Origin of the sequence: Paenibacillus sp. 1-18 (genome assembly GCF_000520755.1) — a bacterium.
Classification (GTDB): Bacteria; Bacillota; Bacilli; order Paenibacillales; family Paenibacillaceae; genus Paenibacillus; species Paenibacillus brasilensis.
The window spans coordinates 1-12,761 of sequence record NZ_ASSB01000293.1 but is presented as its reverse complement, the minus strand read 5'-3'; the positions used below and the strand labels follow the sequence as shown (position 1 = coordinate 12,761).

The 12,761-nt window shown below is 50.0% G+C and carries 13 protein-coding genes; 5 read left to right on the top strand and 8 right to left on the bottom strand.

Annotated features, from left to right (window positions below):
• The first annotated feature begins 33 nt into the window (after positions 1-33).
• From L693_RS0118265 to L693_RS0118255, 3 genes are all read left to right on the top strand, one after another.
• A complete protein-coding gene (locus tag L693_RS0118265) occupies positions 34-1,296 on the top strand; it encodes a hypothetical protein (RefSeq protein ID WP_025718870.1) in 1,263 nt (420 codons plus the stop codon).
• A 4-nt stretch (positions 1,297-1,300) separates the two neighbouring features.
• Positions 1,301-2,083: a hypothetical protein gene (locus tag L693_RS0118260; protein ID WP_025718869.1), complete on the top strand. Its 783-nt coding sequence runs from the start codon at positions 1,301-1,303 to the stop codon at positions 2,081-2,083.
• A gap of 165 nt (positions 2,084-2,248) precedes the next feature.
• Positions 2,249-2,860 carry a flavin reductase family protein gene (locus L693_RS0118255; RefSeq protein WP_025718867.1) on the top strand — a complete coding sequence of 204 codons (612 nt, stop codon included), beginning with the start codon at positions 2,249-2,251 and terminating at the stop codon, positions 2,858-2,860.
• Between the two features lie 151 nt (positions 2,861-3,011).
• Here L693_RS0118255 and L693_RS0118250 read toward each other — a convergent pair whose 3' ends face one another.
• From L693_RS0118250 to L693_RS0118220, 7 genes are all read right to left on the bottom strand, one after another.
• Entirely contained in the window at positions 3,012-3,668 is a 657-nt protein-coding gene (locus L693_RS0118250) for a methylthioribulose 1-phosphate dehydratase (RefSeq protein ID WP_025718865.1), read from the bottom strand.
• 12 nt (positions 3,669-3,680) lie between these two features.
• Positions 3,681-4,346, bottom strand: a complete 666-nt coding sequence (locus tag L693_RS0118245) for a 2-hydroxy-3-keto-5-methylthiopentenyl-1-phosphate phosphatase (protein WP_049825212.1) — start codon at positions 4,344-4,346, stop codon at positions 3,681-3,683.
• Positions 4,343-5,554 carry a 2,3-diketo-5-methylthiopentyl-1-phosphate enolase gene (locus L693_RS0118240; RefSeq protein WP_025718863.1) on the bottom strand — a complete coding sequence of 404 codons (1,212 nt, stop codon included), beginning with the start codon at positions 5,552-5,554 and terminating at the stop codon, positions 4,343-4,345. The genes L693_RS0118245 and L693_RS0118240 overlap by 4 nt, the downstream gene beginning before the upstream one ends.
• Positions 5,551-6,417: a pyrroline-5-carboxylate reductase gene (gene proC, locus L693_RS0118235; RefSeq protein ID WP_025718861.1), complete on the bottom strand. Its 867-nt coding sequence runs from the start codon at positions 6,415-6,417 to the stop codon at positions 5,551-5,553. The genes L693_RS0118240 and proC overlap by 4 nt, the downstream gene beginning before the upstream one ends.
• Before the next feature lie 39 nt (positions 6,418-6,456).
• Positions 6,457-7,749 (bottom strand): glutamate-5-semialdehyde dehydrogenase, encoded by a 1,293-nt coding sequence (locus L693_RS0118230; RefSeq protein WP_025718860.1) that lies wholly within the window; start codon positions 7,747-7,749, stop codon positions 6,457-6,459.
• Between the two features lie 12 nt (positions 7,750-7,761).
• Positions 7,762-8,868: a glutamate 5-kinase gene (proB, locus tag L693_RS0118225; protein ID WP_049825211.1), complete on the bottom strand. Its 1,107-nt coding sequence runs from the start codon at positions 8,866-8,868 to the stop codon at positions 7,762-7,764.
• 340 nt (positions 8,869-9,208) lie between these two features.
• Positions 9,209-10,390 carry a pyridoxal phosphate-dependent aminotransferase gene (locus L693_RS0118220; RefSeq protein WP_025718859.1) on the bottom strand — a complete coding sequence of 394 codons (1,182 nt, stop codon included), beginning with the start codon at positions 10,388-10,390 and terminating at the stop codon, positions 9,209-9,211.
• A 374-nt stretch (positions 10,391-10,764) separates the two neighbouring features.
• Between L693_RS0118220 and L693_RS0118215 the strand changes: the two genes are divergently transcribed.
• Positions 10,765-11,583: a carbon-nitrogen family hydrolase gene (locus tag L693_RS0118215; protein WP_025718857.1), complete on the top strand. Its 819-nt coding sequence runs from the start codon at positions 10,765-10,767 to the stop codon at positions 11,581-11,583.
• A 210-nt stretch (positions 11,584-11,793) separates the two neighbouring features.
• Complete coding sequence (locus L693_RS30700; protein ID WP_023989112.1) at positions 11,794-11,934, top strand: hypothetical protein; 141 nt, start codon at positions 11,794-11,796, stop codon at positions 11,932-11,934.
• Positions 11,935-12,284: 350 nt separating this feature from the next.
• On the opposite strand, the gene L693_RS0118205 is transcribed toward L693_RS30700, so the two are convergent.
• Positions 12,285-12,761: LysR family transcriptional regulator substrate-binding protein (locus tag L693_RS0118205; RefSeq protein WP_025718856.1), on the bottom strand; the 477-nt coding region annotated here is incomplete at its 5' end.

Sequence of the window (12,761 nt, the reverse complement as noted above, 5' to 3'; positions counted from 1 at the left end):
TAAAAATCCCAAGATTAGAAAGGAAGTGTAGCCGTGCCTTATACGGAACGAAGCAAACTGCTGGCATTTCTGCTAAACATCATTCCCGGTGTAGGACACTATTACTGGAAACGCAAGGCCAATGCGTTTGTATATACAATTTTGTTTTTTGGATGTCTGGCAGGAGGTTTATTTTTTGCGGTGGTAGCGAGCGACGAAGGTCCTTTATTGGCTAGTATTTTTCTGTCCGCTCTTTTATGGGGATTGAGTATGCTGCATATCATGATTAGCTTATTGCGTAATGATGCTCGTGCAGTTGTTGCTCCATATCCTTCCCATGCAGGTCCGAACCCGTATAGCTTTTACCCCCAGAGCGCGCCTTATGGAGGTGAAGGCTTGGCGGGAGAAGCACCGGAAGGCGCAACCGATGCAAATACGGATGTGCCGGGAGCAGGAGTAGGCTATGGTCCAGGTTATAACCCTTATGAGCAAGGACACTACGGGGTGCCAGGTTCACCTGTTTATCCAAAAGGATCGGACAATGAACGTTTTTTCACCATATTGCTATCGTTCATCCCGGGATTGGGACACCTTCATCTGGGACTAATGCAGCGTGGTTTATCTTTTCTGATGTCCTTCTTTGGCTTTGGAGTGATTCTCATTTTTATTACCAGCGTCACCAATGAATCTGGGTTTATGGCGTTTGCGGGCGTACTGCCGATTATTTGGCTGTATTGCATGTTTGATGCGGTCCAGCATGTACATCGCAAACAAGCTGGAGAAATTCTTCAGGACCGGACTCTGTTTGAGGAACTGGAGCATGGAAGAATTGAGGGGCGACGTAGTAAAATGCTGGCTACCATTTTATCAGTATTTCCCGGAGCGGGGCATATGTATATTGGTCTGCAAAAACGGGGACTTCAGTTCATGCTGCTGTTTTTAGGAGGAATCTATGTGCTGGATGTGCTACATCTTTCACTCTTTTTGTTCATGATTCCGGTCATCTGGTTTTACAGCTTTTTTGATGCGCTCCAGCAAGTAAGCCGGTATGGTCGGGAACCACTGATTGACAAGCCAGTAATCGGCATGTTTGCACAGTATCATCGGTGGGTAGGCTTGGGATTGCTGGCACTGGGCGCTTATTACATCCTGATCAACGTACTTGTTCCTGGATTGGATCGTCTGTTCCCAGAGGTGAATATTTACTATATCGTTGATAAGTATTTACGAACGATTATTGTATCCTTCTTGTTAATAGGCGGCGGTATTTGGATGATGATCGGTAATTCCAAATCTAAACGGGTAAAGGAGAAATAATAGAATGGATACTGAATTTTCAAAGAGTGAGACTCCCATTAAGGGAGTCCATCATTCTCATAGCGACGGGACAAGCTCTATAGGCTTTTCTGGCCCATCGTCCAATAAGAAGGACTCCCACAAGGCGTCAACTGCTTCAGCAGGGGTATGGAAAGTCGGAAGGCTGTCGATGGGACTTTTTCTCGTCCTGTTAGGGGGCGTAACGTTTGCCTCGAAGTTTTGGGGAGCGGGCATCCTGGAGCAGATTTTAACCTGGTGGCCTGTCGTTTTTGTTTTGCTGGGATTGGAAATTCTGATGTATACAGCGTGGAAAGGGACACGTGAGCGTATTCGTTATGATTTGTTCAGTATGTTCATTACGGCCGTATTGGTTTTTTTCTGTATCGGATTTGCTTTGGTTAGTTCACTGGGACTTACTACGCAAGTCAGGGAAATGATGGGCTCTGTGCAGGAAACAAGGCTTCTCCCCGATTGGCATGAGAAAATGCCTGCCGGAGTGACCAAGGTGATCGTACAGGGAGAAAATCCGTATGCGGTCAAAATTGATACAACCACCTCACCGGAGGTGCATGTGTTCGGAAGCTATGTTTACACAGGCAACGAGAACGAATTTAAAGCACAAGAATTATATCAGACAAAGCAAATCGGAGATACGTTATATGTGCTGCTCAGCGAAATTCCGACACGTTTTATGCAGAATCGGCAGCAGCTTGATGTTACGATTGCTGTACCCAAAGGAATTGCGGTTATTGTTCGAGATAGCCAAGGTAATATCATTGGGCAATAGGGAGAGCTTTAGCTCCAGCTTTACATTCTGCATCATTCGCGCGATACTTTATGAGAGAAGCCCTTTAGATTTATTATGGGATTTTCGGGCGGTTCTCCAGGTAAGTAATTGGAGTAAGTGAGTTGAAGCGCAAATAGGAATGTCATCTGGAAAGAGGGGAAAACAATGATACCATTAAATCCTGATACGCTTACAGGGCGTGAAAATTACAAACTGTTAAGCGGAAGTATTATCCCAAGGCCGGTAGCCTTTGTAACGACGTTGAGCAGTGAAGGAGTGCTCAATGGAGCACCGTTCAGTTATTTTTCCATTGTTGCCTCTGAGCCGCCGCTTCTGTCCATATCGGTACAACGTGTGGATGGAGTGTCCAAAGATACAGCGCGTAACGCGATGGAGCAAAAAGCTTTTGTCGTACATATCACAGATGAGGACAATGTAGGTGCAGTGAATGTAACGGCTTCTCGTCTGTCGCCAGAAGAGAGTGAAATTACGTTAGCCGGACTTACGCCGATACAAAGTACAAAAATTGCAGTTCCGGGTGTGACCGAAGCGAAAATACGGATGGAATGTGTCCTGGAGCGTGCAATACCGCTGGGCGGTACGGAGAGTGAGCCTGCTTGTGATCTGCTGATTGGACGCGTGGTACAATATCATCTATCTGAGGAAGCGTATCAAAACACTTACGTGATTGCTGACAATCTACGTCCAGTGAGTCGGTTGGCCGGGAATAACTACGCGAAGCTGGGAGAGCAATTCATGCTGGAGCGTCCCCAATAAAAATAGAAAGGCAGTCTGGGATTTTATTTTCACGCCCAGGGCTGCCTTTTCCATATAAAAAGAATGTTCCCGCGCTTTTGCTTAGGCTACGTTCTTGGCATTCTATTAAAACTTTAATTTTTAAATATATGAGTATAAAGTACGCTGTTCTTTATTTTGTACTTTTCAGCAGCAGGGAGCGGTACGTCGTTTCAAACAAAAATTCAAACGCCTCCAGATGCTTTTTAGCTTCAAACACATCTTTCCCCCACGCATAAATGCCGTGATTACGCAATAAAATTCCTGGAATCCGCTCATTCAGCACGCCCGGCACCAGCTTGGCAATGGAGGCGATGTCGGCATAATTCGGCAGCACGGGAATCTGGATTGCAGCATTTTCCTCCCATATGTTAAAAGCCTTAATCAGCTCGATTCCTTGCACAGGTACAGAGCCATGTTCCCCGTAATATTCGGAAATCAGGTTGTTAAACACGGTATGCACATGAAAAACGGCTCCGCAGCCTGTCAGGCGATAAATTTCACAATGAATCAGCGTTTCAGCACTTGGCTTGAGGTTGGTGGCTTCAGCCGCTTTTCCGTGTTGGTCAACAAACAGAAAATCTTCCGGTGTCCGCTTTGTCTTATCCTTGCCACTGGCGGTAACTGCAAAATAGAATTGCTCGGGCTGAAAATCACCGATTCGGATCGACAAATTTCCGCTCGTGGCGGGGAACCAGTTGCGAGCTGCAAATAGCTCTTTAACATCGGCGAGTTCTTCCAATGCGCGGCGTTTTTCTTCCAATGTAATGTCTGCCAAGTCAAAGCTCAATTACAGCACCCCTTACTCTTGTTTTAGCTTTAAATCCTTGATAATGTCGTCAAATGTTTCAAAGGGTACGTGCGGTACGCCAAGCTCTTGACATTTTAATGTCAGGTGCGAGCGGGAGTACACGAGGTCGGCAATTTTGGCTCCTTCAAAATCCGTCAGGCTGTCGCCGATCAAAATCCGTTCGTACTGCTCGGCAGGGTATTGACGTATAATGGTCGTTTTGCACATGCCACAGTCGTTCGTACACGGCTCCTCACATGGATATGGCCATGTAATCTGTATGTTATCCCCGGAAAAATCCGCTCCGTTGCAGAAGATGTGATCCTGTGGAATATCGAAGGGCTTAAGCAATGGATCAATAAAAAAATCAATGCCGCCACTGGTGACAAAAAATTCAATATTCTGCTCCCGTACATAGGCCAAAAAGCGTGCAAAGCCATCACGTATACCCGCTTGCCCAAGTACATAGGAGATGATTTCGTCCTTTTGTCCCGAAGGCATCAGAGCAAACATGGCACTTACGCCCTCACGAATGGAGATATGTCCGTTTACGATATGTTGCATGATGGGCTCGCAGCCCTCAGGCTGAAAATGCTGCATAATAGCGACAATATTGTCACTGTTCGTAATCGTCCCGTCAAAGTCGCAAAAAATGACGGGTTTCCTGGATGTACTCATTGCTCGCCTCCCCACGTATTAAGTGCGGATCGCAGCTCAGCATGAGAGCGGGCGTATTCTGCCAGCGGTACATGCTGCTGCACCGCTTCAATCGCCTGCACAAAAGCGCGTCCGCCAGCTTCGGTACCCATCGGATGACCGTGAATACCGCCCCCGGCATTGACCACAACGTCAGTACCAAAGTCACGTACAATTAACGGCACCAGGCCGGGGTGAATTCCTGCGGAGGGCACAGGCATGCTGGCCTTCAGCGGCAGCTCCGGGGTGATCAGCTCATCGCGGATCGCCATGTTTTCCTCACGCGGCATCGTCACCGAGCCGTAAGGAGAAGGGAAGAGCACGAGGTCAGCACCAGCCAGACGCATAAGCTGACCGAGCAGTACGGACGCCGAAATACCGTAATGCGGCGACGGATAGGCTGCACCCGCCAACGAAGGGTGGGCGGCAATCGGTACGGAGATGGCAGGATCGCTGCTTAGCTCATGCAGTACATCGTAGCCGTAGGCCAGTACGTTGAACAGCAGCGCATTCGCGCCTGCGTCGATGGCTTTGAGTGCCTGTGCCTTGAGCTGCGAGGTGGGTCCAGTTAAATTCGCTGCATACAGCAGCTTTTTGCCAGTTTCACGCTCAGCCGCCTCGGCGGCTCTGCTGCAGGCTTCGACGCGTTTTTCAATCGGTGTCAGTGCATTTTCAAACAAAATTTCGTCGTCCTTGATCAGATCAACGCCACCGAGGGCCTGGCGGGTAAATTGCTTGCTCAGCTCGTCCAGCTTCAGACCGATTACCGATTTGAAAATGCTCATGAGCAGCGGGCGATCATACACGCCGAGCCGCTCACGCAAGCCGCTGATGCCAAACTTCGGTCCCGGAAAAGCGGAACGGAATGCCTCCGAGAAGTCCAGCTTCGTCAGCTTGATTCGACCGTCCATCGAAATTTTGCCGAAGACGGTCACCAGCAGCGCGGGAATGTCCCGGCTGAAGTTGATGTCCGGGTAAGCGATAGTCAGATCGGCATAACGTTCACCGGGACCCCCATCATAAACCTCCACGGATTGAACGGAGCCAAGGTGCTTTTGCATCTTATCCCGCTTGGCTTGCGGAAGCTCGGTCCAGCTGCCCACCGTCATGCCGATGGCAATAGATTGGGCCTTTTTATTAAAATCGGCTTTGTCATCGTATACCCGGTAGGTCGCCAGGCAATAGCTCATTCAATTCCCTCCTTAAGTACAGCTCCCATCTCACGGGATCGTTCAGCACAACGCTGCACCGCTGCAATCACGGTTTCGTAGAAATCGCCTTTGTCCAGCGTCTCCAATGCGGCTACCGTCGAGCCATTGGGTGACATGATTTTGTGGCGCAGAGCAGATGGCTCCTCCCCGGTTTGCTGCACCATGCGTGCCGCTCCAAGCGCGGTCTGGACTGTCAGCTCGTGTGCTTGCTCAGGAGTCAAGCCACCACGAATTCCCCCAGCAATCATGGCTTCCATCAAGTAATAGATATAGGCTGGACCGCTTCCGGAGATCCCGGTCAAAATATCCATTTTTTCTTCTTCTATTACAGTCACCGTGCCCACAGAATCGAATATGGCAAGCACGTTTTTACGCTGGCCTTCGCTAATCTCCTTGGAAAAGCTGATGCCTGTGGCTCCCAGTCCAATCGAGCTGGACGTGTTCGGCATCGTTCGTGCGATTGGCTGTTTGCGGCCAAGCAGCGTTTGCATTGTACGAATGGACAATCCGGCGATGACCGAAATGATCAGCTGATCCTCCGACAGGAGGGGACCAAGCTGTCCAAGTGCCACAGCAGCGTCCTTGGGCTTCATAGCAAGCACGATGACCGGAGAACGGCGCAACAGCTCGGTTTTGGCGGCATCCTCTGTTTGGAACAGCACCCCATATTGCTGCTGGAGTTCTTCAAGGCGCGCCTGATTACTGCGGTTGATGACAGTTATACCGCCACGCTTGACGACGGAACGAGCTGTCATTCCGCGAATGATAGCTTCCGCCATTGAGCCTGCTCCGAAAAACGTAATTTGCTCGTTAATTAAAAACTTCGACTGTGATTCACACATTGATTCATAACCTCCAAGGATACGGATTGATTTAAGATATTATTCTCTGATTTGTCCAGTCCCGTACACACGATATTTGGTTGAAGTCAGCGCAGGCAGGCCCATGGGACCGCGGGCATGTAATTTCTGGGTACTAATCCCAATCTCGGCACCAAACCCGAATTCAAAACCATCCGTAAAGCGGGTAGAGGCATTGTGGTACACAGCTGCCGCATCTACCTCCTGCAGAAATTGTTCGGCATGGGCTTTATCCTCAGTGACAATACATTCCGAATGCATCGTTCCATAACGGGCAATATGCTCAAGTGCGTCGTCCAGATGGTCTACCACCTTGACGTTCATAATGTAATCATTATACTCTGTACCGTAATCCTCTTCTGTGGCTGGAACAGCCCAAGGAACCAATGCACGTGTCCGCGTGCAGCCGCGCAGCTCGACCCCGGCATCACGGAAGCGTTCTGCCAAACTCGTTAAGTGTGCTTGTGCGTAATCGGCGTGAACGAGCAGTGTTTCCATGGAGTTACACACTGACGGTCTTTGCACCTTAGCGTTCAGCGTAATGGCTTCAGCCATCTGTGTATCCGCGGTAGCGTCCAAATACGTATGGCATACACCAGCGCCGGTTTCGATGACAGGCACGGTAGCGTTCTGAACTACATTTTGAATGAGCGAACGTCCACCACGTGGAATGATCACATCGAGTAGACCGTTCAAGGTGAGCATTTCGTTGACGGAGGCACGGTCTGAATCTTCAATCAGTTGAAGCGCCTCGCGTGGTACGGCTGTTGTGTCCAGCGTCTGCTGAAGCACTTCAATGATTTTGCGGTTGGAGGAGAGGGCCGCCGAACCACCGCGCAGGACAACCGGATTACCTGTTTTCAAGCACAGGCCCGCAGCATCTACTGTTACATTCGGACGGGCTTCATAAATGATGCCAATCACGCCCAGCGGCACGCGTATTTTCTCAATCCGCAGACCGTTTGGACGTTCGATATGCTCCAGCGTGTCACCGACTGGATCAGGCAGCTCCGCAATTTGGCGCAGTCCTTCGGCAATAGCCCCGATTCGCTCTTCAGTCAGCTTGAGACGGTCGAGCAGCGATTCCGACGTTCCCAGTTCCCGTCCTCGCTGCAAATCATCATTATTCGCTGTAATCAGCTCTTCCGTATGGCTCACCAGTGCCTCTGCCATAGCGAGCAGTGCTTCATTTTTTTGTGCTGTTGTCAGTCGGTTCATGGCTCCTGCACTTTTTCTCGCAAGCGTCGCTTTGGCCCGTACTTCACTGAACTGGTTTTCCTCTGTAGCAGCTGTATTCGTCGTTAATTTACTCATGTTATGGCCTCCCTACATATATAGTGTAATCCATTCATCCCTGTGGATCACCTCAAGCCGGTGAATGGCACCAATCTTGCCTACAACCTCGCCGCTGGGTAATCCTTGTACGATTCGAAGCTGTTCATCATCATAATTGACAATGCCGCGACCTAACACCTTATTTTCCGGCCCCAGCACCTCTACGACATCTCCGGCATGAAAGCTGCCCTCGACACGTCGTACGCCAACGGGAAGCAGACTGTGGCCCCCATGTATCAGCGCTTCCTCGGCCCCATGGTCTACATGCACCGCACCCAGGGGGGTGGACATGAAGCCAAGCCATTGCTTTTTCATCGGCAGCGAAGAGAGGTGGGTGTCAAAATAAGTCCCAGGTCCGTGTCCTTTAACGGCTGCGTCCAGATCCCCATCTGCGCTGACGCGCCCCACATACACAGGCACACCGCCGCGAGTAGCAACCTTGGCAGCTTCGATCTTAGATCGCATGCCGCCAGTCCCTACTGCTGACCCGGAGCCTCCTGCAAGTGCATAAATCTCCTCCGTAATTTCGTCGATACGTTCAAAGCGTACGGCGTTCGGATGCTTGCGCGGGTCTGCCGTATATACGCCATCGGTATCTGTAATAATGATCAAATGCTGTGCTTTGACCAGATTGGCGACCAGCGCTGACAGCATATCGTTATCGCCGAATTTCAATTCGTCAATTGATACGGTATCATTTTCGTTAAAGATCGGGATAACCTGCTGGCGCAGCAATTCTTCCACGGTCATTCCAGCATTATTCATCCTTTTACGGCTCGAAAAGTCACTGCGGGTCAGCAGGATCTGAGCGCTCACCAAGCCAAAATCTTTAAAAGCCTGCTGATAGGCCTGCATAAGAAGAGCTTGACCAACCGCCGCCGCCGCCTGCTTTTCATGCAACAGCTTAGGGCGAAACGGATACCCGATCTCCCGGAACCCGGCGGCTACTGCGCCTGATGTGACCAGCAGCACTTCATGACCTTTTGCACGCAGCAAGCTGATTTCGCGGGCAAAATAAGCGATGGCTTCCCGGTTTAGGCCGCCCTCCACCCCAGTCAGGGAGCTGCTTCCGATTTTAATAACGATTCGTGTTGACAAGACATCCACTTCCTTAATGTGTACTCTTTTTTAATGCAAAAAAACTTCCATCCTTTGTATGCAAAGGACGAAAGTTTGTGCTTCCGCGGTACCACCTTCATTGATGATTCTGGATCATCCCACTTAAAACCTGTTAACGGCAGGCACCGCCTGATTGCGCAGGACGCTCGGGGGTAGGAGTTGGGAGAGGGTCCAGGTAAATTCTTGCAGCCCATCGGAATCTACTCTCTGAACAGGACGATTCTCTCTTAATAGCCCCTTCAACACGCTAATTGATATTGGATACAGAATACCACGAAAAGGTCGAGTTTGGCAAAGGAGTTGTAGCTGGAAATACGGCTTAACCAAACAGGCTCAGCTTGCCGATTCGTTCAACTGCCTCAGTCAGCCTGGCTTCTGAGCTTAGCAGCCCCGCCCGTACATATCCTTCACCGCCGCTGCCAAAGCCAACCCCCGGAGCGACAGCTACTTTGGCCTCACGCAGCAGCAGGTCGGCAAAGGTAGCCGAAGTGTAGCCCTGCGGTACAGGCAGCCAGCTAAAGAAGGAGCCGCTTGGACGCGTCGCCTTCCAGCCGATTTGTCCAAGTGCATCAAAAAAAGCATTGCGGCGCGATTCATAGCGGGCAACCAGCTCGCCTACGCAATCCTGCGAGGACGTCAGCGCTGTAGCTGCTGCTGCCTGAATGCCTCCGAACAAGCTTACATAAATATGATCCTGCAGCAGATTAATCATGGAAATGATTTCAGCATTACCAAGCGCAAAACCAACGCGCCAGCCCGCCATATTATAGGTTTTGGACAGGGTATAGAACTCGATTCCTACATCCTTGGCCCCTTCGGCCTGGAGGAAGCTGACCGGACGTTCGCCGTCAAAGCCAATAGCACCATAAGCGAAATCACTGGCAACCACAATCCCGTTACGCTGCGCGAATTCGACTGTTTCCTCGTAGAAGGAAAGTGGGGCGGTTGCCGAGGTCGGATTATTCGGATAGTTAAGGAACATCAGCTTGGCACGGCGGCGTGCTTCTTCAGAGATTGCCTCGTAATCGGGCAGAAAATTATTGTCTTCCTTTAATGGAAGAAAAGACATCTCCGCTTTAGCCAAGGCTACGCCAGACCAGTAATCGGGATAGCCGGGATCAGGCACGAGGCATATATCGCCGGGATTGAGCAAGATTTGCGGTAGCTGCACCAAGCCTGTTTTTCCACCAAACAAGATGGCAACCTCCGTTTCCGGGTCAAGCGTTACACCGTAATCCTCCTGATAGCGCTGGGCTACGGCTTCCTTGAGAAATCCATAGCCGCGAAAAGGCGAATACTTATGATAAAGCGGGTTGTCCGCGGATTCCTGCAAGGCTTTTACAATATGAGGTGGAGTGGGGGTGTCCGGGTTCCCTTGTCCGAGATTAATGACGTCATGTCCTGCCGCAATTTCACGGTTAACATTTTGTACAAGCGTCGCAAAAAATTGAGTGGGCAACTGTTTCATCACGTCAGCAGAGGGGATGGAAAAATGACTCATGAATTCACACGACCTTTTGGAATAGTTAATTTAAGCTGAACTGGAAAAGTACATGATGCGCCACTGCGTATGCGGATGGTGCTTCCCATCGCTGTGCCCCCAAATTTCCTGAATGAATTACAAGGGTAGAAATTGGGGGGCAAAGGCGAACGCTACCGCTTGTACAGCACCATTCCGCCTACTCCGTTCTCCATGTAAATTTTTCGAATTAAGCTTATATAGTTTGAGAATTAACTTATCATGATTTTACCGGGTTGTATAGGGGGAATTAAGCTTATATGGTTGCGTGCCAGAGCAGGATCGGGCTATGATGGGGGAAAATACCGGACCCAACAGTCATCGTAAGCTCCGGTTTACAGGGAGGATGAACGATTTTGACATATCATGCAGCTCAGCCGTTCCGTGTTGCACTTATACAGGCTTATATTGAACTGGGGAATCCCCCGGAAAATCGCAGTCATATGCGTACTTTAATGGAACAGGCAGTAACAGCCGCGCAAAAACCGGATCTGATTGTCCTGCCGGAAATGTGGAACACGGGCTATGCCTTGGATCGCATTCATGAGCTGGCGGACAAGGAAGGAACAGAGACCCGGGAATGGGTAGCTGCATTCGCTGCCACACATCAGGTGAACGTGGTAGCCGGGTCGATTGCAGAGAAAAAAAGTGATGGTCATGTGTACAATACAATGATTGTTTTTGACCGGACAGGAGCCGAGGTGGCTTCGTATTCCAAAATTCATTTGTTCCGTCTTATGGAGGAAGAAAAGTATTTACAGCCTGGTGAGGAAAAGGTTATGTTCATGCTGGATGGCGGGATTCAGGCAGGGGCTGCGATCTGCTATGACATCCGTTTTCCCGAACTGGCCCGTAGTCTGGCCTTGTCCGGTGCCAGCCTGCTGATCGTACCCGCGGAATGGCCTCATCCCCGGCTCCATCACTGGCGTACCCTGCTGACCGCACGGGCCATTGAAAATCAAATGTATGTCATGGCCTGTAACCGGGTTGGTCGCAGCGGAGATACCGATTTCTTCGGACACTCCCTTATCATTGATCCGTGGGGAGAGGTTATTGCCGAGGGCGGAGAGCAGGAGGAGATCATTACAGGAACGATGGAATCAGCCTTGGTGCAGGATGTGCGCGGTCGTATCCCGGTATTTGAGGATCGTCGCCCCTCTTTGTATGACCGATAAACGTCGTTCTGTTTAGTCGTCCTGCATAATAGAAAGGAACATTTCATGCTCAAGGAATGAATTTAATTTTTGTGTAAAAAGAAAAAAGTGAGTGAAGCTGATATGGAGCAAGCGTTTGATGCCTCCCGATAAAAAAATTATGGATACCTGTTTCAGATACAGATTGTAAGTGTATTATAATAGTATCCCGACACCAGGAGGTTGATAACGATGGATAACCAAAGTAGATCCGAACTGGCGAATAGGGATGGCCTGTCACGGCCGAGAGGCTTAAACAGACAGGTTGTCGGTAACAATTATGAAATGGGCTATGATCAGGATAAAAGTCCACCTGATTTAGGGCGACCCTGATCACGAACAGGCGAGGACAGGCACTTTGGGATCACACAGCACATTGGAACTGAGGTAGGATATTCTTGGGAAGCCAAGGCTAGAGACCTTAAGGAAAGAAGTGATGCGCGCTGGATAAAGTGGAGTTTCCGAGCAAGTGTCCAAGCAAGATTGTAGTAATCAGGCGAGGCTGACATGGAATTTAAATGAACATGAAATGTGGTTCGTTGAAACCGGATGGAAGCCATATCACAACATTGTGTTCGAACCATAAACTAAACATTAGATCGCTAATATAGGGGCGTAGCCCCGGGACCGTCTTCTTCTCTGGCTTTGACTGGGGAGGAAGACGGTCCCTTTCATATTCGTAGCTACTCTTGAGAAAGCTGTTTGACCGTTTCCCGGAAAGTATCAATAAAAGCTTCGGCGGCTTTGGACAGATAACGTCCGTTGCGATAAGCAATGGCTAAGGTACGGCTTGGCGTCGGTTCGGCCAGAGGCAGTAAAGCCGGAACAAACTCGCTGCTGGCAGCCCGCGCGATAAAACGGGGGACGAGCGTCACACCCATACCTGTCGCCACGAGCGATTGCAGGGTCTCCATGTTGGTGCTTTCAAACACCACATGAGGTTCAAAGCCCGCCTGATGGCACAAATCCATCGTCAGCTTGCGAAAGCCCTGCCCTTTTTTCAGCACGACAAAAGGTTCATCTTTCAGTTCCTCCATATGCACAGGCTGCGGCTGATCACCGTTTTTACGCAGGGCTAGGGGGTGACCCGGTGGAACAGCGAGATCAATCCATTCCTCACCGATAGGCACATAGGAGAGTGTAGGCTCTACTAAGGGGAG

Bases quoted from the DNA above. Each gene is read 5' to 3' on its own strand.
- L693_RS30700 (WP_023989112.1), top strand. From the start codon at position 11,794: ATGGATAACCAAAGTAGATCCGAACTGGCGAATAGGGATGGCCTGTCA.
- L693_RS0118220 (WP_025718859.1), bottom strand. From the start codon at position 10,390: ATGAGTCATTTTTCCATCCCCTCTGCTGACGTGATGAAACAGTTGCCC.
- L693_RS0118245 (WP_049825212.1), bottom strand. From the start codon at position 4,346: ATGAGTACATCCAGGAAACCCGTCATTTTTTGCGACTTTGACGGGACG.
- proC (WP_025718861.1), bottom strand. From the start codon at position 6,417: ATGTGTGAATCACAGTCGAAGTTTTTAATTAACGAGCAAATTACGTTT.
- L693_RS0118230 (WP_025718860.1), bottom strand. From the start codon at position 7,749: ATGAGTAAATTAACGACGAATACAGCTGCTACAGAGGAAAACCAGTTC.
- L693_RS0118260 (WP_025718869.1), top strand. From the start codon at position 1,301: ATGGATACTGAATTTTCAAAGAGTGAGACTCCCATTAAGGGAGTCCAT.
- L693_RS0118255 (WP_025718867.1), top strand. From the start codon at position 2,249: ATGATACCATTAAATCCTGATACGCTTACAGGGCGTGAAAATTACAAA.
- L693_RS0118240 (WP_025718863.1), bottom strand. From the start codon at position 5,554: ATGAGCTATTGCCTGGCGACCTACCGGGTATACGATGACAAAGCCGAT.